The organism is Vibrio sp. Vb0888, assembly GCF_033338835.1.
Taxonomy (GTDB): domain Bacteria; phylum Pseudomonadota; class Gammaproteobacteria; order Enterobacterales; family Vibrionaceae; genus Vibrio; species Vibrio alginolyticus.
This window is the reverse complement of sequence record NZ_JAWOTL010000007.1, coordinates 186,711-208,244: the sequence shown is the minus strand read 5'-3', so window position 1 is coordinate 208,244 and position 21,534 is coordinate 186,711. Positions and strand designations below refer to the sequence as shown.

General features: G+C 43.8%; 20 protein-coding genes and 1 pseudogene. 10 read left to right on the top strand and 11 right to left on the bottom strand.

The window, feature by feature from the left end:
- Positions 1-18 precede the first annotated feature (18 nt).
- Together ctaD and coxB are read right to left on the bottom strand one after the other, a co-directional pair.
- Positions 19-1,650, bottom strand: a complete 1,632-nt coding sequence (gene ctaD, locus R7P72_RS12705; RefSeq protein ID WP_017821601.1) for a cytochrome c oxidase subunit I — start codon at positions 1,648-1,650, stop codon at positions 19-21.
- Complete coding sequence (coxB, locus tag R7P72_RS12700; RefSeq protein ID WP_053350487.1) at positions 1,647-2,810, bottom strand: cytochrome c oxidase subunit II; 1,164 nt, start codon at positions 2,808-2,810, stop codon at positions 1,647-1,649. Before coxB ends, ctaD begins: the two co-directional genes overlap by 4 nt.
- Positions 2,811-3,140: 330 nt before the next feature.
- Between coxB and R7P72_RS12695 the strand changes: the two genes are divergently transcribed.
- Positions 3,141-4,835, top strand: a complete 1,695-nt coding sequence (locus R7P72_RS12695) for a phospho-sugar mutase (protein ID WP_213906908.1) — start codon at positions 3,141-3,143, stop codon at positions 4,833-4,835.
- Positions 4,836-4,933: 98 nt separating this feature from the next.
- On the opposite strand, the gene R7P72_RS12690 is transcribed toward R7P72_RS12695, so the two are convergent.
- Positions 4,934-5,356, bottom strand: coding sequence for a GNAT family N-acetyltransferase (locus R7P72_RS12690; protein ID WP_053303770.1), 423 nt, complete (start codon positions 5,354-5,356; stop codon positions 4,934-4,936).
- A gap of 79 nt (positions 5,357-5,435) precedes the next feature.
- Complete coding sequence (locus R7P72_RS12685; protein ID WP_005375522.1) at positions 5,436-6,068, bottom strand: LysE family translocator; 633 nt, start codon at positions 6,066-6,068, stop codon at positions 5,436-5,438.
- Between the two features lie 229 nt (positions 6,069-6,297).
- Between R7P72_RS12685 and R7P72_RS12680 the strand changes: the two genes are divergently transcribed.
- From R7P72_RS12680 to R7P72_RS12670, 3 genes are all read left to right on the top strand, one after another.
- Positions 6,298-7,125 (top strand): AraC family transcriptional regulator, encoded by an 828-nt coding sequence (locus tag R7P72_RS12680; protein ID WP_005385198.1) that lies wholly within the window; start codon positions 6,298-6,300, stop codon positions 7,123-7,125.
- A gap of 79 nt (positions 7,126-7,204) precedes the next feature.
- Complete coding sequence (locus tag R7P72_RS12675; RefSeq protein ID WP_054578691.1) at positions 7,205-7,915, top strand: AzlC family ABC transporter permease; 711 nt, start codon at positions 7,205-7,207, stop codon at positions 7,913-7,915.
- Positions 7,915-8,226, top strand: coding sequence for an AzlD domain-containing protein (locus R7P72_RS12670; protein ID WP_005375528.1), 312 nt, complete (start codon positions 7,915-7,917; stop codon positions 8,224-8,226). The genes R7P72_RS12675 and R7P72_RS12670 overlap by 1 nt, the downstream gene beginning before the upstream one ends.
- Here R7P72_RS12670 and R7P72_RS12665 read toward each other — a convergent pair.
- Both R7P72_RS12665 and R7P72_RS12660 read right to left on the bottom strand, forming a co-directional pair.
- Positions 8,223-8,837 (bottom strand): fumarylacetoacetate hydrolase family protein, encoded by a 615-nt coding sequence (locus R7P72_RS12665; protein WP_017635857.1) that lies wholly within the window; start codon positions 8,835-8,837, stop codon positions 8,223-8,225. The genes R7P72_RS12670 and R7P72_RS12665 overlap by 4 nt on opposite strands.
- 220 nt (positions 8,838-9,057) lie before the next feature.
- Positions 9,058-10,116, bottom strand: a complete 1,059-nt coding sequence (locus R7P72_RS12660; RefSeq protein WP_005375532.1) for a porin — start codon at positions 10,114-10,116, stop codon at positions 9,058-9,060.
- Positions 10,117-10,725: 609 nt separating this feature from the next.
- Here R7P72_RS12660 and R7P72_RS12655 point away from each other — a divergent pair.
- From R7P72_RS12655 to R7P72_RS12645, 3 genes are all read left to right on the top strand, one after another.
- Positions 10,726-11,697, top strand: coding sequence for a porin (locus R7P72_RS12655; protein WP_005375535.1), 972 nt, complete (start codon positions 10,726-10,728; stop codon positions 11,695-11,697).
- Between the two features lie 464 nt (positions 11,698-12,161).
- Positions 12,162-13,019 carry a DMT family transporter gene (locus R7P72_RS12650; protein WP_005375542.1) on the top strand — a complete coding sequence of 286 codons (858 nt, stop codon included), beginning with the start codon at positions 12,162-12,164 and terminating at the stop codon, positions 13,017-13,019.
- 43 nt (positions 13,020-13,062) lie between these two features.
- Positions 13,063-13,677, top strand: coding sequence for a glutaredoxin domain-containing protein (locus R7P72_RS12645; protein ID WP_005375543.1), 615 nt, complete (start codon positions 13,063-13,065; stop codon positions 13,675-13,677).
- A 127-nt stretch (positions 13,678-13,804) separates the two neighbouring features.
- Here R7P72_RS12645 and R7P72_RS12640 read toward each other — a convergent pair whose 3' ends face one another.
- From R7P72_RS12640 to R7P72_RS12630, 3 genes are all read right to left on the bottom strand, one after another.
- Positions 13,805-13,939, bottom strand: coding sequence for a hypothetical protein (locus R7P72_RS12640; protein ID WP_017635854.1), 135 nt, complete (start codon positions 13,937-13,939; stop codon positions 13,805-13,807).
- Between the two features lie 133 nt (positions 13,940-14,072).
- Positions 14,073-14,420 (bottom strand): hypothetical protein, encoded by a 348-nt coding sequence (locus tag R7P72_RS12635; RefSeq protein WP_005375501.1) that lies wholly within the window; start codon positions 14,418-14,420, stop codon positions 14,073-14,075.
- A gap of 176 nt (positions 14,421-14,596) precedes the next feature.
- Positions 14,597-15,790 carry a multidrug effflux MFS transporter gene (locus R7P72_RS12630; RefSeq protein ID WP_005375499.1) on the bottom strand — a complete coding sequence of 398 codons (1,194 nt, stop codon included), beginning with the start codon at positions 15,788-15,790 and terminating at the stop codon, positions 14,597-14,599.
- Between the two features lie 105 nt (positions 15,791-15,895).
- Between R7P72_RS12630 and R7P72_RS12625 the strand changes: the two genes are divergently transcribed.
- Positions 15,896-16,783 (top strand): LysR family transcriptional regulator, encoded by an 888-nt coding sequence (locus R7P72_RS12625; RefSeq protein WP_025768470.1) that lies wholly within the window; start codon positions 15,896-15,898, stop codon positions 16,781-16,783.
- 183 nt (positions 16,784-16,966) lie between these two features.
- Positions 16,967-18,787: pseudogene (locus R7P72_RS12620) on the top strand (putative bifunctional diguanylate cyclase/phosphodiesterase).
- 106 nt (positions 18,788-18,893) lie between these two features.
- On the opposite strand, the gene R7P72_RS12615 reads toward R7P72_RS12620, so the two are convergent.
- On the bottom strand, positions 18,894-20,177 hold the full coding sequence (locus R7P72_RS12615) for a peptidoglycan DD-metalloendopeptidase family protein (protein WP_025768471.1): 1,284 nt from the start codon (positions 20,175-20,177) through the stop codon (positions 18,894-18,896).
- Between the two features lie 124 nt (positions 20,178-20,301).
- Positions 20,302-20,931 carry a hypothetical protein gene (locus R7P72_RS12610; RefSeq protein WP_005375490.1) on the bottom strand — a complete coding sequence of 210 codons (630 nt, stop codon included), beginning with the start codon at positions 20,929-20,931 and terminating at the stop codon, positions 20,302-20,304.
- A gap of 200 nt (positions 20,932-21,131) precedes the next feature.
- On the opposite strand from R7P72_RS12610, the gene R7P72_RS12605 reads away from it, so the two are divergent.
- Positions 21,132-21,533, top strand: a complete 402-nt coding sequence (locus tag R7P72_RS12605) for a GFA family protein (protein WP_025768472.1) — start codon at positions 21,132-21,134, stop codon at positions 21,531-21,533.
- Position 21,534 lies beyond the last annotated feature (1 nt).

Here is a 21,534-nt window from a genome sequence, read left to right as displayed (position 1 = left end):
CACTCACCCCACTCTTTGCTAGTCAATCTCAGGCGGTGTAGTAAACGTATGATGTGGCGCAGGGCTTGGCACTGTCCACTCTAAGCCCTCCGCACGTTCCCACGGTTTTGCAGAAGCCTTTTCCCCGCCACGAATACACTTGATCACCAACCATAAGAAGATCAGTTGTGACAACCCAAATGCAAACCCACCAATTGATACTATTTGATTAACATCAGCAAACTGAATGGCGTAATCCGGTATGCGTCTTGGCATGCCCGCTAAGCCTAGGAAGTGCATTGGGAAAAACAGGACATTGACGGAAATAATTGAGCACCAGAAATGCCATAAACTCAGCTTGTGGTCGTACATATTACCCGTCCACTTAGGTAGCCAGTAGTATGCCGCTGCCATGATCGAGAATACCGCACCAGATACCAACACATAATGGAAATGGGCAACTACGAAGTAAGTGTCATGATATTGGAAGTCCGCCGGCACAATCGCCAACATCAGTCCCGAGAAGCCACCAATGGTAAACAGCACAATAAAGGCAATGGCAAACAACATTGGCGTTTCAAATGTCAGAGCTCCACGCCACATGGTGGCAACCCAGTTAAAGACTTTAACCCCCGTTGGTACCGCAATCAGCATAGTGCAATACATGAAGAAGAGCTCAGCAAAAACTGGCATCCCCGTGGTAAACATGTGGTGCGCCCACACAAGGAAAGATAACAATGCAATGCTGCACGTCGCGTAAACCATCGAATGATAACCAAACAGCTTCTTACCACTGAAAGCAGGCAGAATGGCGGAGATGATTCCAAACGACGGTAAAATCATGATGTACACTTCTGGGTGACCAAAGAACCAAAAGATGTGTTGGAACATTACCGGGTCACCACCACCAGCTGCGTCAAAGAAGCTAGTCCCGAAATATTTGTCAGTAAGAACCATGGTCACCGCACCCGCTAGTACCGGCATAACCGCGATCAACAAGAAAGCGGTGATTAGCCAAGTCCAAACAAACATTGGTAACTTGAACCAAGTCATTCCCGGAGCTCGCATATTTACGATCGTCACGATAACGTTGATCGCGCCCATAATGGAGCTGATACCCATGATATGCACAGAGAATACAAACAGCGCAGTGCTATCTGGTCCATAAGTCGTGGACAGCGGAGCATAAAACGTCCAACCAAAATCAGGACCGCCGCCAGGTAAAAACAACGAGCTCAACAAAATAAGAAATGCAAAAGGTAAGATCCAAAAGCTCAAGTTGTTCATGCGCGGCAGCGCCATATCAGGAGCGCCGATCATCATCGGGATCATCCAGTTAGCAAGACCCGTAAATGCTGGCATCACCGCACCAAATACCATCACTAAACCGTGTACCGTGGTCATTTGATTAAAAAACTGCGGATCGACTAGCTGTAGCCCTGGCTGGAACAGTTCGGCACGAATGATCATAGCCATCGCACCACCTGTTAGAAACATCGCAAAGCTAAACCAAAGGTAGAGGGTGCCTATGTCTTTATGACTTGTAGAATACAACCAACGAGTGATGCCCTGGGGGGCATGATGCTCGTGACCATCATCAATCGCAATGGTACTGTTCGCACTGGCTTCTGCTGGCGCAGACTTCACTGCCTTATCTATTGGCTTACTCATATTTCCTCCTTAGCACTGTCTTGTGCCTTAAAGGCATTCACATCGGATGCTTGCACTGTATCGCCAGTATCGTTGCCCCATGCATTTCGTTGATATGTGATAACCGCGCCAATTTCTTTGTCACTTAACTGATTAGAAAAAGCCTGCATTGCGGTGCCTGGGCGACCGTTGACAATAATATCTATGTGCTCTGTAACGTCTCCGGTTGCAATAGGACTGCCTTTAATCGCGGGAAATGCACCCGGAATCCCCTCACCATTTGCCTGATGACACACAGCGCAACGCGCCGTGTATATCGATTCGCCTTGCGACATCAATTCGTCCATAGATAAGTCTTGAGAGAGCGCTTCTTGTGCCGCCGCTTTTTGAAGCGCGAGTTCTTCCTTCTTACTCGCTAGCCATTCATCGAACTTTTCTTCTTCCATCGCATGCACCACCACTGGCATAAATCCGTGTGCACGACCACATAGCTCCGCACACTGACCGCGATATACGCCTGGCTCATCAATTCTTGTCCATGCTTCATTAATAAAACCTGGAATGGTGTCTTTCTTGACGGCAAAGTCCGGTACCCACCAAGAGTGAATGACATCATCAGAAGTCATCAAAAAACGCACTTTGCGATTCACAGGCAACACCAAAGGGTTATCTACTTCCAGTAAGTAATGTGCGCCTTTAGCTTCGATTCCATCAATTTGTTTTTGGCTGGTGGCAAGCAAACTAAAAAACTCAACATCTTCGCCAAAATAGCTGTAATGCCATTTCCATTGTGAGCCTGTGATCTTGACCGTGATATCCGATTGGCTTGTGTCTTCCATTGCTACTAGAGTTTTTGTTGCGGGAATCGCCATAGCGACAAGAATGATGATGGGTATGACCGTCCAAATAATTTCCACTTTTGTACTTTCATGGAAATGTGCGGCAACTGCTCCTTTTGACTTGCGATGACGGAAGATGGAATAGAACATCACACCAAAAACAATCAAAGCAATTACACAGCAGATATAGAAAATCAGCATATGTAATTCATACACTTGCCCACTTATCTCTGTGACCCCTTTTGTCATGTTGTAGTCATTTTCCTTTGACCAACCAAAAGAGGAAAATGTGATTAAAATCACATTCAGTGATAAGGCTAGAGTAGTCGTTAATCTTTTCAAAAGATCTCTCCTCTGCTCAGCCGCTACGCCTACGCGAGCTTCCTTGCGTCCCGATGCAAATATCGAACAACTTTACGAAAAATCACAAAAACTACGATTTCGACACGGTTTGTTATATTTATGTTAAAAGGCTAGTTATAGTTCCAAGGTTCTTCAAGAAATTAAATATGATTAAATTTTGTTCGGATAAGAAAAATTAATTCGGTTTATCGATTGCCCTCTTTGAAATGTAATTGAGAACCATTTACATTGATTTAAAAGAAAACATTGAGATACTTACCAAACGAAGTGTCCAAGAAAGTAGGCTCCCCCTACTAAGGAATGATTGATATGACAGCACTAATTACGCAATGGCTAAAACGAGACCCTGATCCTAAGACTCGTGAAGAGCTACAACACCTCGTCGATACGAACAATGAACAAGAGCTTACTGATCGCTTTGGCTCACGCCTTGCCTTTGGTACTGCAGGCTTACGTGGCAAAGTGGGCGCAGGTCCAAACCGAATGAACCGCTTGGTGATTCAAGAGACCGCCACTGGTTTAGGGAACTATTTGCTTGAGCAAGTCAAGGATGCCGCGAGTCGTGGTGTCGTTATTGGCTACGACGGTCGTCCCGATTCAAAACAATTCGCGCATGATACCGCATCCGTACTGACGGCCCTTGGTATCAAGGTTTACCTAACGTATGACGTTGCAGCAACCCCAATTGTCGCGTTTGGTGTCCGTACATTGAATGCGGCGGCCGCTGTTGTTGTTACTGCCAGTCACAATCCACCAGAATACAATGGCTTTAAAGTATATTGGGAGAATGGCGCACAGATTATTCCTCCACACGACTCTGGAATCGCAGCGAAAATTGATGACGCAACAACGAAGCCATTACCTTTAATGTCTCTCGATGATGCAAAACAGCACGGTTTGTTAGTTTGGTTGGAAGACGACTACTACCAAACTTACCGTAAGACAATGAACGAAAACGCGCTGCTTACTCCTGACAACAATACCGATATATCTATTGCTTACACCGCAATGCATGGCGTTGGCGCGAATATGGCGGAAACGCTACTTGCCGACGCAGGCTTCCAAAAAGTGGCAAGTGTTAAGGAACAGCGCGAACCTGATGGAAGCTTCCCAACCGTCAACTTCCCAAACCCTGAAGAAGCCGGTGCAATGGATATGGTGATGGCGTTAGGTAAGTCCGTAGATGCCGATATCGCTTGCGCTAACGATCCAGATGCGGACCGTTTTGCCGTGGCAGTTAAACGCCCAGATGGCGAGTATCAAATGCTAACGGGTGATCAGGTGGGCTCACTGTTTGGCGATTACTTGTTGGAACAGCAACCTAACGCTTTGGTTGGCAACACCATCGTATCTTCAAGAATGCTGAGTAGCATCGCTAAGGCGCATGGCGCACAATACTATCAAACATTAACTGGCTTTAAATGGCTTACTAACGTTGCCATGGAACAAGAGACAGAAACCAACCCATTCTTGTTTGCTTATGAGGAAGCGCTCGGTTATACCGTGGGTAACAAGGTGTGGGATAAAGATGGTTTATCTGCAATCGTCGCGTTTTCACAGCTAACAGGCAAGCATAAAGCGCAAGGCAAAACACTGTGGGATAAACTGGAAGAGCTGTACCGCGAGCACGGTTTCTACTTCAACGCACAACGCAGCATCGCTCTCGACCCGAACTCTCCACCAATCGGCGACAAACTCCGAGCAAATCCACCAACAGAGATTGCTGGTAAAAAAGTTGCAGTAACCGAAGATCTTAAAACATCGGTTCGCATGTTTGACGACGGCTCTGAAGAATCCATTGACTTACCAGCAAGTGACGTATTGATTTATCACCTAGAAGATCAATCTCGCGTGATTGTTCGTCCTTCTGGTACTGAGCCAAAACTAAAATGTTACTACGAAGTCATCAACCTCTTCCCTGCGGATATGAGCTATGAACAAGCACAGCAAGCAGCAGAAGCGAAGATGAACGAACTTATCGACGCGCACCAGCAAAGTTTGTAAGTCAAAGAGAAACATAGATATTTGATACAACAAGAGGCGCAAATTCGCGCCTCTTTTTTGATTTTAACTAGAACAAGTCAAGCTAACCCGTGCTTTCCCTAGCCTGCAATTTCCTTTTGTAGAAAGTACTTGTGGATGCCCTCTACAGGATAGCCTGAGTACTGCCCCACTTTCTCAAAACCTAATTTGAGATAGAACTCAAGAGCTTGAAAGCTGTAGGTATCCAAATAAACATGGGTAACCCCGTGAGGCTTTACTCTTTGTTCTAGCATCGACATTAATTGGCTACCGAGACCAGAGGTTCGACTTTCAGCGTCTACCCACAAAAACTCAACAAATACCGTATTTTTAAACATTTCGCCAGTCAAGCCACCCATGATCTTGCCATTCTCATCTTTTGCGAAACAGCCTACAGCATGCACTTCCCCTTCAGGTAAATGCAGTCGGTTATAAGATCGAATACCTTCACGAACAAAATCAAGGTCTGTTTGATCTGGATTTAAACAAAATTCAAGCTTCATATACCCTCTCCCTAGGAAACACCAATATCCTAAAACAAAAAGCCAGCAATTGCTGGCTTTCTGATGGAATATGATAACTTTACAAGGCGAAACTACTCAGCATCCACAACGCCAGAATAACAAACACTAACCCCATTAGTTTATGTTGATACGTGCGGAACTTTTCGTTCTCGAGCAGCCCTTTGCCCAATGTGCCTGCTAACCCAACAAGTAATAAATTGAATGACAAGCCAAGAACGTTCAACAACAACCCTAGCGCTAGCATCTGCTCACCAGAAGATGCCGTGATATTGCTTGAGACAAACTGCGGCAAAAACATCACAAAAAAGACCAAGGCTTTAGGGTTGAGCAAATTACTCATCAAAGCACGTTGATAATAAGTTGATGCCATTTTGTTTTGACCATCAAGCTCTGGAGCCGAAGATGCCTCAGCTCGTAAGCAGTCCCAACCCATTTTTAACAAGTAAGCGCCACCTAGTAGATGAAGGACTTTAAGGGCTATTGGGCTCATGGCAATCAGGGTAGATACTCCCATCGCAGCAAGCAAAGTAAGAATAACACCAGACGTCGCATTGCCTAAGCTAGCAAAAAGACCGACCTTCTTACCGTAACTCATACTAGAGCTCGCTATCAGTAACATATCGGGCCCTGGTAACAGCAACAACGCCACTACTGCGGTGAGATAAACAGGAAGTACAGATAAATCAATCATGATGAAACCGCTTTTCTACAACAAGGCGGCGAATGTTATACCAACAAAATGACATCATCCAGCCCAAAATAGCCAAGATAATTCAAAAAATAAAAATCATAGTTTGCCCATATGAAAAATAGCAATCAATTCGCCTGTTTATCAAAATCGAATAGCAATTTTGTACAAAAATAAGCACGATGGATCCGTTACACTTCTAAAATGATTTTCTTGAGCAGACCGGATAAAGATGAAAGAAAAGAATAAGGAAATCGCTACCTTCAAGATAGCTCAAGAGCTCGGAGGTTTAGAGCTTCTCGATGCAAAGTATGAGAAGCAGAATTTTTCACGCCATAGCCACGAAGGTTACACTATTGGTGTCATCGAAAAAGGGGCACAACAATTTTTTAGGACGGGCGGGAATCATATCGCGCCACAGGACAGCATCATCCTTGTTAATGCAGATGAAGTACACAACGGGCATTCAGCCTCGGAAGGCGGCTGGGAATACAAAGCAATGTACCCCGTACCTCAGCAGTTTCAAACTTTAGGACAAGAGCTTGGCTCACCAAATGTAGCTCTGCCCTATTTCCCTCAACCTGTGGTTTACGATCCTGAGCTGGCTAGTCAGTTACGACTGGTATTTGAAACACTAGAAAAATCAGACAACCGTTTATTGAGAGAAACTTTGGTTTACGGCACGTTGATCAAGCTAGCCAGTAAACACAGCACTCATCGGGCACCACTGAAAGAGTCAACCAGAGCTCAGCGACAAGTGCAGCTAGTCAGAGAATTTTTGGAAGACTTTCCACAAACGGACGTCTCACTAGAAGAACTCGCGAAACTGTCTGGATTAAGCCCTTTTCATCTGCTGAGAGAGTTTCAAAAGCAATTTGGCTTTCCGCCTCATGCCTATCAAATTCAGCAACGTTTACGTATGGCGAAGAAGCTATTAAAAATGGGACAAAAAATTTCAGACGTGGCACAAGAATGTGGCTTCCATGATCAGAGCCATCTGCATCGACACTTTAAAAAAGCCATGGGCGTCACTCCCGGCCAATACGTCCGTCACAGCTAAAGCAGCAATATTGTACAAGGCGTTATGCGACTACCGAGCTATCTTGGTAATCTGATTTAGGAATAAATAAGAAGAAACTATGGACCACACTTTGCCGTTACAAAAAGAATCAAAAGCCACGCTATTTTGGCAAGGTACACTTGCGATGATGCCTCTGAGTATCGCAGTGCTCCCTTGGGGCTTACTCGCAGGCTCATTCGCAATTGATACTGGGCTTCACCCTTTGGAAGGACAAGCACTATCCGCCATTTTGTTCGCAGGTTCTGCACAGCTCGTCGCGATGGGAATGATTAAAACGGGAGCAGGTCTAGTGACCATGTTACTGACAACGTTTTTTATCACCTCTCGACACTTCCTCTACAGTGTATCGATGCGCAGTAAAATTGCACCGCTCCCTCTAAAATGGCGATTATCACTCGGCTTCTTACTTACTGACGAGCTGTTTGCGATTGTAGGCCACCATTCCGATAAACAATTTAATCGCTGGTATGCACTTGGGGCTGGTCTGAGTTTTTACCTGTTTTGGAATGTCGCGACATTGACGGGCATTATTGCGGGAAGTCTAATCCCTGAACTGAACGAAATGGGTTTGGAATTTGCTGTGGCCGCAACTTTTATCGCAATTGTAGTTCCGACTATTAAAAATGCAGCGGTGCTCGCGAGTGTTCTTGTGGCTTTGGTGAGCTCGGTTGCCCTAACCTATTATCAAATTGAGGGAAGTTTGATGATTTCGAGCATTTTAGCCATGCTTACTGGTTACTTTGTGGAACAAGTAAAGGAGAAACGCTAATGATCATGTTGGCTATTTTACTGATGACGGTACTTGTTTTCACCAGCCGCTACTTGTTTTTAGAACCCAAGCTACCATTGCGATTAGGGACGCGCACTCAAAAAGTACTCAATTACGCTAGCCCAGCAGTACTGACTGCGATCTGGGCACCTATCGTTTTCATTCCAGATGGGGAGCTCAGCGTCAATGTGCAAAACCCATTTTTACTGGCTGCCATACTGGCTGCTTTAATCGCGTATTTTACTAAAAATGTTCTTTTAACGACGGTTATCAGTATGGTGGTATTTCTCGTTCTACGAATTTGGCTTTAATCCGCCAACCACTCAATCTCCAACAAGGTGACATCGCCACACTTTAATCGACCAAGGAAGATGTCACCTTCATGTACCTCACCAACGCCCTTTGGTGTACCGGTCATCACTACATCGCCATCTTGAAGTGTTGTGTAACTGGTTAATTCATCCAGGATAGTTAGCGGCGGATAGAGCATTTGGTTAACGTGACCTTTTTGTACACGAACACAGTTGATTAAGAGCTCAAGGTTAAGATCATTGATATCAATGTTATCCAAAGAGACAAACCGACTAAACACAGCAGAGCCATCAAATGCCTTAGCTCGCTCCCACGGCAACCCCTGATTTTTAAGCGAGGATTGCAAACCACGCTTGGTCAGATCCAATCCCAAACCAACCGCTGAATAACGTCCATCCTTGATCAAAAAGCAGATTTCAGCCTCATAATGAAGGGGCTCTTGATGGAATGAACGCAGAGTTGTTGATACGGAAGTTGCGGGTTTATTAAATACCACCATTTGCTCAGGCATTGCATTATTAAGCTCATGAATATGTTCAACGTAATTTCGTCCAACACAAAGCACTTTACCCACTTCTACTTTCTTTTCTTCAACTTGAATAACACTCATCATTCTTCCCTGCAAAACAAAAATCCCATCATAATCTAACCTATTGACTTAACGACACTAAATAGCAACCTCTAGTGTAAAAAATAAGACATTCACCCCGTTTTGAGTTTTGTATCATCTAATTGAAACAGCAAAGTATTTGTAAAACAAATAGACAAAAAAGCCAGCACGAGGCTGGCTTTAGATCAATGAGCTGAATAATAGTTCTCGCTAAATCCTATTATAGGTAGTAACGAGCACCTAACGCCCATTTGTCATCAGTTTCACGACCATTGTCGTCATTTAGGTCAAACTGGTAACCCGCGTAACCAACAAATTTAGGCGTGAAGTTGTATTCTGCTTGTAGTGCCATTTCTTCACGAGCAGTTTCTGTTTTAGAGCTCTTAAACTCTTTACCTTCCACCATCTCATAGTTAACACTCAAGTTTAGGCTGTTTGCTAGAGCGTATGCGATGATCGCTTCGTACGCATCACTTTCTTCTAAACGGTCGCCTTTTGCACTGAAGTTCATGTTTTCGTTTGAACCATAAACCGCAGCAAGGAATAGGCCTTGGCCGTACGCACCGTAAGATGCTGATACAACGTGTGATTCCGCCGTGTGCTTACCTGCATATGCAGGGTGCTGGAAATCACCGCCACTGTAAGAGTAACCGATTTTAGCGCCCATGATTGAGTAAGAAAGCGCAGCTTGCACACGGTCATCGTATTTGGCACCGCCAGTTATAACTCCAGCATCGTTGCGTGTGTAATCATCGTTTGCACCCTGCCAACCAAGACCAAAGTTGATCACCCCCGCTTCACCCAACTCGATGGCATTACGGTAAGAAAGCATTTTATCCGCACGGCCTGTGCCAAGGTTTCCATGATCGTCATAGATGAAGTCGTTGGCAAACGCGATTGGCATATCTGCAATACCTGCGACATCGTAGTAAGGTGACCATTGCGTACCACCTACTGCACGACCATAAACCTCATGCGTTACACCTAAGTAACCTAGACGAGTTTTAAACGACTCTTCACCACCGTCTAAGTAGTTTAGCGCCCATTCACCACGTGCGTCTGCGGTGAAGCCATTACCCAAATCCTGTGTCGCAGAGATATTGATACGAGGAGAGTTAGTACCCACATCCGTGTCACCTTGCTCTGATCCATTTAAATTAACAGAAACGTGGCCGCCCATCGAAAATGTTGTGCCATCGTTATTATATAGTTCCACTGCAACTGCTTGAGTACCGAAGGTTGCTGCCGCGATTGCCGCTGCTAATAATTTTTTATTCATTTCTAAATCCATTACTTATTAGTTGGTTAGTCAGTTTTAGACCCGGCTTTGGTTCACTTTCGTAAAAACGAAATGATGAACAAAGAGAGGAATACAAAGGCTATCCGAGGCATCGTTTCCACCAGATTAGTTTTACCTTTGTGTAACAACTGCCGATACTTTATTTGATTAGTTCCTGACAACCGAGTGAAAAGATCTCAGACAAAACCTAAAAAGCAATCGTTTACTTAGCCTTCAAAAAATCGAGAAATAAAAACCTTACAATAAGAAATGCTTTAGAGAGAGTTAGCTCACAAATAGCTGATGATTCGCTATTTTTAGGCCAAACTTCCCTGCCGAATTGAAATGTTTACTTACATTTAGGGTCAAGAAACAATTCAGGAACTTTTTGAAAAAAACACAGTCTTCAGCGGAGAGGAAAAAACCTCAAAAAAGATAAACCTTTCTTTTTATAAGTGGTATGAGAAGGGGCACTTATTCTCGCCAGCAATAAAAGTGCAATCAAATCATAACTTAACAGAAATCTATCTTTCATTTTCAGCCTTTACCTTAGCGTCATCAACACATCGGGCAAGAAAGCCCATCGATTACAACTAGGGTAATAAGAAAATGAAAAAGGCAGCACTAACTACTGCAATTCTTACAGCATTGGTATCAGCACCATCATTCGCAGCAACTGTATACAAAAACGACGGTACTGAATTAAAAGTTGGCGGCCGCGTTGAGTTTCGTGGTGACTTCATCGGTTCAGACGGTGCTGAAGTTGAAGGTTCTATGGAAGATAAAAGCCGTGCTCGTCTTAACCTAAAAGGTAAAACAGACATCGGCAACGGCCTTTCTGCTTTCGGTGTTTACGAAGCCGAACAAAAAACGGGCAAGAGTGAATTCAAAAACCGCTACATGTATGCAGGCGTCGACTCTGATATCGGTGCTTTCTCTGTAGGTCGTCAAGACATGGCTGCAGTCATCATCTCTGACATGACGGATATCACTGAATTCTCTGGTGTTCAGCAAGTTATTGATTCGTCTTCTGATAAGCAAGACAGCGTTTTCGCATACCGTGGTGCGTTTGATGCACTACAACTTCAAGCAACCTACCAAGCAAACTCTAGCGATAACGAAGATAAATACGGCATCTCTGGAATGTACTCACTACCAATGGGCCTCGACTTTGGTCTTGCATACTCTGGTGGCGATGTAGATAAAGATAACTCTGAAGATCAAATTCTAGGTGGTATCGCTTACTCGATGGACAACCTTTACCTAGCAGGTACTTATTCTCAAGGTTCCCTGACTGACTCTGAAGACTTTACGGCTTACGAGCTAGTCGCAAGCTACAAAGTAGCAAGCAAAGTGACACTTGCAGCTCTATACACAGCTCAAGAGAATGATCCAGACAACGGTTCAAAGTACGACACCGTTGAAGGTATCGAGCTTGTTGGTTACTACAAACTAAACAGCAACTTCCGTACTTACCTGTCTTACTACATCAACCAACTTGATGAAGCAAAAGATGCAACAACAGGTCTAGTAACAGAAGGCGAAGATACACTGCGCCTAGGCGTACGTTACGATTTCTAATTCACTCTTGTCCTAAGAGCGAGTCCACTTGGCCAGCACCTTTGCTGGCCATTTTTTATTTAACCCAACACAACTCGATAAGTTTTCACACTATCCAAGCATCGCTCAGCAATGAAAGACGAGCGTAACGACGCCTACTTCTGCCCTCTTTTAATGCGATTGATCACTAAGTTAGTGCATTTCATCTAATCGACAACATAGAAAAACCAAAAAACCATTTAAAATCAAATATATAAAAGTTGGCACGTGTTCTGCAATATTATTTATGCAAATGCATGGCAGCGTTTGTGCTTCTCGTTCTTTGTACCTGTTATAACAGGCACGTCCTTTGAATTGGTAATGTCGCCTCCCTCTGGGAGGCATTTTTTTATTGGCGCGAAAAACAATAGGACGTATGATCCCGCCACCTCTATCAAACTGGAATTTTTCAATTGAATCATCATCCTGTTCAAGGTGCGTCCTGGATGCTAACAGCTGGCTTGGCATTCGCCATAGTGAACAGCTTCGCCCAAATTGCTAGCATCAACTTTGGTGTCTCCTCCACCACATTTGCGTTATTCCAATATGCAATCGCCTTATTTGTTATTCTGCCCTACCTACGTACACTTGGGATTAGACGTTCTTTAAGAACCCAACACTTTGGCTGGCATGCATTCCGCATTTTTCTCTCTGTTATCGGGATTCAACTTTGGTTATGGGCTCTCGCTTACCCAGTTCCAATTTGGCAAGGTATTGCACTTCTCATGACCTCCCCGTTATTTGCCACAGTTGGTTCTGGCTTGTTACTCAAAGAGAAAGTAGGTACTGCACGCTGGCTCGCTACATTGACGGGGTTTGTTGGTGCCATGATCATTCTTGAGCCTTGGGCAGACTCATTTACATGGGCGACCCTGCTCCCTGTTGGCGCCGCATTTTTCTGGGCAGCGTATTCATTAATGGTTAAAAAAATGTCGGTAAACGATCCGCCTTCAACCATGGTCGTCTATTTATTACTGCTGATAACGCCATTTAATATCTTGTTAGCGATACCGACGTTTACTATGCCAGATACGTGGACGATATGGGGTGTGCTTTTAGCCGCAGGTGCACTTACAGCACTCGCTCAATGGGCTATCGTTAAAGCATATGCAGTAGCAGACGCCTCATTTGTGCAACCATTTGATCACGCCAAACTGCCTTTGAATGTTGTTGCTGGTTGGTTGGTGTTTGGTTGGGTGCCTCCTGGTCGTTTATGGTTAGGTGCTGCGATTATTATTGCATCTATTGCGTTTATTACGCATTGGGAAGCGAAAAAGACAAAGTTAGTTGAAAGAAAAATCTAATTTAAAAGTTCTATATTTTCAGGAAAGGAAATGAGGAACCCATATGAGTCAACCAATCAAAATTACACTGTATCGCTGGGCTGGTAGTTGGGGCCCATTCAAAGTCAATATTCCTTGTGGTGAATGTACATTAACCAAAGATATTTTAAAGGATACTTTTGAAAACGAACTAGCCGATGTGCCCGTTGAACTTGAAGTAAAAGATTGGTTATCGCACTGGTGGGAACCATTAAAAGCTGGTGCTTGGCATGCACCCATTCTTCTTGTCGAAGGGAAAGTTATCAGCCAAGGAGAAGCATTGAATCGGGGTGTGCTTGTACAGTCTGTTATTGCTGAGTGGGTAAAACGCGATGAGCTAAAAGGCAACATTGTTTATGGTAAAGCAACTTGCCCTTACTGTGTCAAAACCAAACAATTACTTGACGAGGCTGGCGTTCAGTATGAGTACCATGATGTAGTTAAAGACAGCGCCGCCTTATACCGCATGATTCCTGAAGTAAAAGCCATCATTGGCGAAAAAACACCGGTAACAGTGCCGCAAATCTGGTTAGATGGAAAATATATTGGAGGCGCTGACGATTTAGAAAAGTGGTTATCAGCAAAGGGGCTAGATAAAGTGCCTAACAATGTTGTGGAGATACCAAGCCAATCCGCGTAATTCTAGATTTAAATGTCATCAGTCTTTGAGTAGCGTTTTGCCAATGTTGTGCAATATGTTGGCTACTTACTAACAACAAAACAGAGAAAAGCAAAAAGCCCTGATTTTTCAATCAGGGCTTTTTAAATTATTTCGCCAGTTTTTTAATAACACGAGCAAAAACAGAAGCTTTTTTCTTCTTCGCTTTACCGTAAAGCGCTTTGTGCATCGCGTCTTTTGCAATCATCTGGCCAATATAAGCACCACCAAGTTCGTTACCCATGACCTTCTCCTGAATGTATTGACTTAACTATGTAGTAATTTTACACCACAATTAGATAAAAACAAGACTCCAGTCACATTTATTTTGTAATTAACTTTCAGTTTGGTTTTCGTGGATTTCTTGAAATGAGCGTCTATCGCTTAGGTTGTTGGTATGTTTTACCCGCTGCGACGTACGTATCTTTCTGTTTGATTTCAAAGAATGTTTCAAAGAACCACGCTGCAAACTTGATCAAGTGATCGCCTTCATTCATGACGTGCTCTACGTATTCTTGCTCTTCTCCGGACTCATCTTCTTGAGTGGTAATATGGTAAATACGTTTCTCACCATCAACTTCTGCAAGGCCAAACTGACCCGTTAGGGATTGCGCCGCTTGTGCAACTTCTTCTTCCTCACACGCCTTCAAGATTTCAAGTGCCTTTGGCATGCTTTCTTGCTGAGTAATTTCTTTTACCAGTGTTTCAAATTCGTTTTGTTGCATTCTTTCACCTAACGATTAGAGATCGGATAGCCATTGGGCAGAAATGTATTCCAAGCTTGAGAGAAGTATCAAGGTTCGCCCTCTTCCTTTCAAACCAAGTCATTCAGTATACACAACAGGCCAGACTTAATTTAGCTGCGCATTTTAGAAAGCCGACCTTCTGGTTGCAAGTATATTCAGATGGAAGTTTCTGCTTGAACCGTCCCTTCTGGCACTTTACGAAATTGGCTTAGTACAAGAACAAAGCAAGAAAGTAACGCAATAAACAAATAAAACACCCCAAGCTGCTGCTGATTCGTAACCCATGAGTCTACTAAGTACCCACCAAACAAACCTGCTAAACACATTTGAATAGAACCAGATAGCGCAGAAACCGCGCCTGCCTGTTGCTTATGTGGTGAAAGTAGCAAACTGATCGATACTGGGAATGACATCCCTTGAGCAAAACTTAAACACGTGAATGCCGTCAGCAATGAAAATACACTGAAGGGGATAACCAACAACATGAAGCCAGCAACAGCAACAATCGCGAAACCCATCAGCAAGATTTGCTGAGCTTTGTAACGAGCATTGATCAAATTCAGCACTAAGCTACCCGTCAGCAAACCAACTGATGGTATGATCATCAAAGAGCCGTAATCTGCCGCCGTTAATCCTAACTCTTGTTGCATTAAAAATGGATACAAGGAGAGCGTAACCAGAGCCGATAAATAACTAAGCCAGTTGTAGCTCGCACTACCAATCACTTGTGTATTCGTTAACAGACGCAAATAGTTCGCGCTTACTTCGCCTACTTTAAATTTTCTCTTCGGATAAGGCAGCGTTTCTGGCAGCACCAATAAACCAAGTGTAAAAATTGCCATTAAGTAAATCAGCACAAACACGAAGACAGCATGCCAACTCAGGTGAAAAGCAATCCAGCCACCAAACAGCGGAGCAATAATTGGCATCACTGAAGCAGTGACTGAAATATAAGATAGCGCTTTGGTTAATTGCATACCGTCATAACTATCACGCAGTACAGACCGACCAAGTACCGAAGCGCTGCCCGCTCCTAGGCCTTGCAGTAACCGTCCCGCTTCAAGGGCAACAATGTTGTCCGAAAACGCGATGCAAATAACCGTACCAACTAGATATACACTTTGCCCCAGAATAAACACCGGCCGACGACCAATCGCATCAGACAATGGGCCGTAAAAAAGCTGAGAGATACCGAAGCCAACGAGAAATAGCGTCACGAGATTCTGAATCGAATGTTGCGGCAAATTCAAGTCATGACCAATCAATGGTAAAGAAGGAAGATAAATACTAACGCCAACTTGGCCTGTGGCAATGATCATCATCGCTAATAACAATGGTGTTTTACGCAAACGTTCCTCCTACTTTGTGACAGATTGATGGCAAACAGTGTATATTTGATACTCAAAGATGATAATCAGCTAAGTTGGAAAGGAATTAATTCCCAAGGAGACATAATGGACTGGATTCAAAGCGTGAAGAGTTATATTCGTGTGGTCGAAGAAGGTAGCTTTAATGCAGCAGCGCGGAAACTCAATACCACCAGCTCAGCTATCAGTAAGCGAGTTCAATGGCTAGAAGATAAAATTGGCGTTCAACTACTCAAACGTACGACCCGCTCAATTAGCCAAACTGAAGCTGGTGCGCTGTTTTATCAACGAGCAAAAAGTCAGCTTGATTCATGGCAATCGGTATTAGATGAAACTCGCTCAGTCAACCAATCACCAGCGGGGCTATTAAAAATTGGGGCAACGCTGGCCGTTGGTTCCAAGTTTCTAGTTCATTATCTTGATGATTTTCTTGATAAATATCCAGACATCACGCTTCAATTAACGACAACGCTACCAGGCCAATTGCCAGAGCTAAGCTTAGACCTGTTTATTAGCCGGGAATTAGAGCAACTGAACTCTCTGAGTTTCAAAGCCACTGCGCTTTTCGAACATAAAGCCCAGTTTTACGCTGCGCCTAGTTACCTAAAAAAATACGGCACCCCACAATGCGTTGAGGATCTGACAGAGCATAATGTCCTGATTTGGGGTGAAAAGCCCTCACGAGAAATCAAAACCAATCGAGGTAAACGTATCAGCTTGTCCGGTAACTTTGCCACGACTAACCCAGAAGCGCTGTTTCATGGTGCCAAAAGAGGCATGGGTATTCTGATGACGAACAACGTCATGATCAAAGATGATCTCAAATCCGGCGCGTTAGTCCCTATCCTGCCCGATATCACAGCGGATAAAGCCACTGTATATGCCTACTATCCAAAGCTGGATTATCAGCATACCCGGACTAAGCTATTCCTCGATTATCTCAAATCACGATTAGAAGAGGAGAAGCGCGCCTAGCTTAGCGTTTTTATCGCTATACCTTTAAAAGGTTCAAGCATAAAAACATGAAAATAATGATTTGTTCGTTCACAAAATTTGAAAAATCTGCCTTAGTAACCGATAGTTTATTTGATGCATATCAAATAATAATTCGTCGTGTCTTACACGATATGTTAATAACAACGCTAGGTGAAATGCTCAATGGGTCAGGTACAAATCAGTTTCCACAAAATTGATGAGATATTGAAGCTAAACGGCACGGCTCAGCTAAACCGAGTCACGCTAGATATTCATCAACACTTGCAGAGCCATTGCACTTGCGTTGTAGAAGTTGCGCATCTTCAGCATTCGGCTCATACCATTTCCTTCGCCAGCAATGGAAAAATTACAGACAACCTAAGCTACCACCTTTCAGGCACCCCCTGTGAAAAAGTGGCGAAAGACATTGGCGAACATATTTTCTATCAAGACCAGGTATACAAGCGTTTTCCTGAAGATCAGATGTTTCAAGAAGATGGCATTCAAGCTTACATTGGCCTGCCATTGAAGACACAAAATGGCGAAGTTCTGGGAATTTTACTGTCTACCTTTACCCGAAGCATCCACGCGAAAGAAGCGCAAGATATCCTCGACTTCCACCGATTTTATGCCAATGTCATTATTCATAGCTTACGTGAAAAGTGGGTCAGTGAACGTTCAGATAAGCTTCTTAATCAGCTTAGCTATGAGGTATCGCATGATAACCTAACTGGACTGCTCAACCGTAGCTGTTTAGCTGATACCTTGGAGACATTAACGCAGCAGGCGACTCGCCCATTCAGTTTGGCGTATCTTGATATCGATAATTTCAAATCGATCAATGATATCAACGGAAACTATATCGGCGACCAAATCATTAAGTTCACAGCTAACGCCATTCAACAGAGCTTGTCGTCGCCAAACAATGCGTTCCGTGTCGCAGGAGATGAATTCGCCTTCATCACGTACGACGAAGATCCTGTCGCCGTGTGTCAGGAAGTACTCGACAAAATTGAAAGTGGCTACAGCGACAAATCTAACCGGATTTCTTTCACCGTTAGTATTGGTATTGCGCGTGCCCCAGTACATATGTTGAACAGCGATGAGCTGATTTTGAATGCCAGTCTCGCTCTCAAAGATTGTAAAAAACACCGCGATACACGGATTTAGCATTACGACACACACCTTAGTGCTTTATACCACCGTAGGACGCAGCTTATTGAGGCAATGCGAATCCAGCTAAGTACTGATATACAAGACAGCGATGAGTTGTATGTAGTGGTTCAACCGATCGTCGATATCACGAGCGACCGCTGGAATTACTTTGAAATTTTGACTCGTTGGAATAGCAATATCTATGGAAATATCTCTCCAGCGGAGTTCATTGAAGCTGCCGAACAATCAGGCCTGATTATCGAGTTAGGTGAACGGATTATTGAACTCGCGTGTATCGCAAAGCAAGAACTCGAAGCGAACCTAGGCTATAAAGTCAAACTCTCCATCAATTGCTCAGCGTATGAGCTGGTTGATTCCAACCGTTATATTAATCACTTAACCAACATGGTTGAAAAGTATCAGCACGAAGCAAAAGACTTTGTTATAGAGCTCACCGAGACCGTCTTACTCTCACAAAGTGGCCGTGAACAGATGGTACTTAACTCGTTGCGATACTTGGGTTTTAAAGTCGCACTGGATGATTTTGGTACGGGATACTCAAGCTTGAACTATATACACAATTATCCGATTGATAGCATCAAAATCGATGCTACCTTTGTGCAGAACATGCTCTCAAATACAACCTCTGAACAAGTGGTGTTTTTGATAGCGCAATTGGCAGAGCTGCTTGATGTGGATTTGATTGCCGAAGGCGTAGAAGACGATAGAGCACTGCAAAAGTTAATTGAAATGGGCTGCCACTACATCCAAGGTTATTTTTACTCTCGTCCACACAGTGTTGAAGAAATCGTACACCTGATAAATGAACGTGAAGTACGGAGTGCCTAACGTACTGAACAGACTGCTGTCATAGAATTCAAATCTAGTTAATGCACAAAGTAAAAGAGACCAAGCTATGCTTAGTCTCTTTTTGTTTTTTGAGCGAAGTACTTTATTACAGCACTGCTTTCTCTTTATCGCGTAATAGTCTATCCATTTCATCTCTGTTCGCGACAAAAGTAGCCATCTCTTTCTTAGGAACAGAACTCGCCATTGGGATATTTGCTCGCATAGCGTTAACTGGACGGCCGTATTCAATCAACTCATAGTGAAGGTGTGGCCCAGTCACTCGACCTGTTTTACCAGAAAGACCGATACGCTGGCCTCGAGAAACCTTTTGCCCTTTCTTCACCAAAATCTTACTTAGGTGTAAGTAACGGGTTTTGTATTTGCTGCCGTGCTCAACAACCACGTAGTTACCCGCATAAGGGTGTTTACGAGTCATGATCACTGTACCATCACCAGTAGAAACGACTGGTGTACCGGTTGGTACAGCAAAGTCAGTGCCGTTGTGCGGCGCAACACGCCCCGTTACTGGATGTAAACGATTAGGGTTGAAGCCAGAACTGATACGCCAACGGCTACTTACAGGGTAACGCTGGAATGCGCGCTGTAAGCTTTCACCTTTGGCATTGTAGAATTGACCATCAGTATGAAGGTAAGCGGTGATCTCGCGGCCGCGATTATAAATCTTAATCGCCTCAATTTCGTTCTTACCTGTTGGTACACCATTGATGCTTTGTGAGCGGCGAACAACTTCAAATCGATCACCTGCACGAAGATCACGTCCAAAGTTAAGTTGTTCTTTGAGTAAGCTTACGACTTGACTCACTTCCGCCGACGTTAAACCTAAACGACTCGCAGAAGAAGAAAAACTGCCTTGAATAACGCCAACTAAAGGTTCTTGGCTCCACACGCCAGGAATGGAAATATCAGTAAAGTCATAGCTACCATCACTATTCAGCTTGTAGACCACTTTATCTGCAATAGAAAATTGCAGTTCCATTTTCGCTAACTCGCCTGTCGCATCATCACGCCAGAAACGGAGCGTATTGCCCGGCTTAAGTGTATCAAGTGCCAAGTAGTTCAAATCCGTTTCCATTACTTTCATTAACGAGCTGTAACCGAAACCGAGCTGACTAAAAATAGTGCTTAGGTTGTCACCTGCTTGGATTTGATATTCGAAGTTCGGGGGAGTGACAACTTCGGCAGTTGTCGCATCAAGAATTTTTTCAACGACCTGAGATTCAGGTAGGTTCAATGCGATGGTTTTGGTTAAAGATGACTCTTTGAGAGAGTGAGAAACACCAATCGCAACTAAAACTGGCAAGGAGTATAACAGCAGCGCTCTACGACTTGTCAGATTCGGCAACCGTCTTGTAATTTCATTTGTAGACACGGGAATTACTATCTCCTTTCAAACAAGGCTCATAGCTTATGCATTCCCGAATAAGAAATCACTAGGAAATTTCGAGATCTAGCGCAGAAAATACTGAATTTTTACAGAACTCAAAAAAAATTCATCACTGTTGCATATGTAAGTTATTCCCTACACGCTGTAATGTGGATGAATTGAATTGATTTGGCGTGTCTGCCATTGCTTGATCGTCACCGTGCGCTAAATATGAAAGAGTGATAGTTGTATCACTTTTCCATTCGAGCTGAGTAAATTTCACGCGGTCACCAACAAAAATACTGTCTAAAAGTACAACTCGGCTCGGCTCGGGGTCAAACTTGAACAAGCCAACATAGTTAAACGAACCGCTACCTTGTGTCGTTACAATCATCGGTGCAACAACCCATGAAACACCTTCAATCTCACGCTGACTAATCGACGCAGTTGGAACAAGTACCTGACCTTTTGTCGCACCTGCATCATAGTCACCGATCAAATAGCCGTTTTCTTTATCCCACTCATCAAGAAAAGTGACCGCACCCTGCTCGGGTACTTGGATCGTCCAAGGGTTACGTGCAGTGATGCCAAGCGTCTCTTGCACAATAACGTTCGTTTCTACTTCTGTTTGAGGAAACTTAGCCATGATCTCGTCATCAGACAAACTAAAACGATAAACACCTGCGATCACAACCACAACCAATAAAACGATTGGAATAAGTAGAATAAGTGGTATCGGCAGGATTTTTTTGTGAGTCATGAAGAGTTCCTTGTTTCAAGGTATAAACGAAAAGCGAGTATACCATTGTATACCCAAATGATTTCACCTCTTCAAGTGTTTCAAAATTAAACTAAACTGATTGTATCCAAATAGTTTCAAGTCCAGAGCTCATAACGAGCTAGTGACACAAGCTCTGTGCTCTAGGTCTATTGGTGTATTGGGACAAATAGGTAATCACGATGACAAAAACCATTCATACATGCGAGTGCGCCTGCGGTTTAGTTGAGATCCGTTGTAAGGGAGAGCCCACCCACACGTCTGTCTGCCATTGCTTCGAATGCCAAAAACGAACTGGCAGTGTTTTTGGGGTACAAGCTCGCTTTGAAAAAGAACACGTCACTTTAAACGGTGAAGTCACTAGCTATACCCGAATTGGCGATGATGGCAGTGAGGTTCAGTATGACTTTTGTCCATCCTGCGGCACGACAATGAGGTTGTTCGTTGCTGCATACCCAGAAATCATGATCATTCCCGTCGGTCTATTTACCGATAAAGAGTTCCACCAACCTACCGTTTCAGTCTATGAACAAATGAAACACGGGTGGGTGAGTTTCGAATGCACAACGGAACACATCTGCTAGC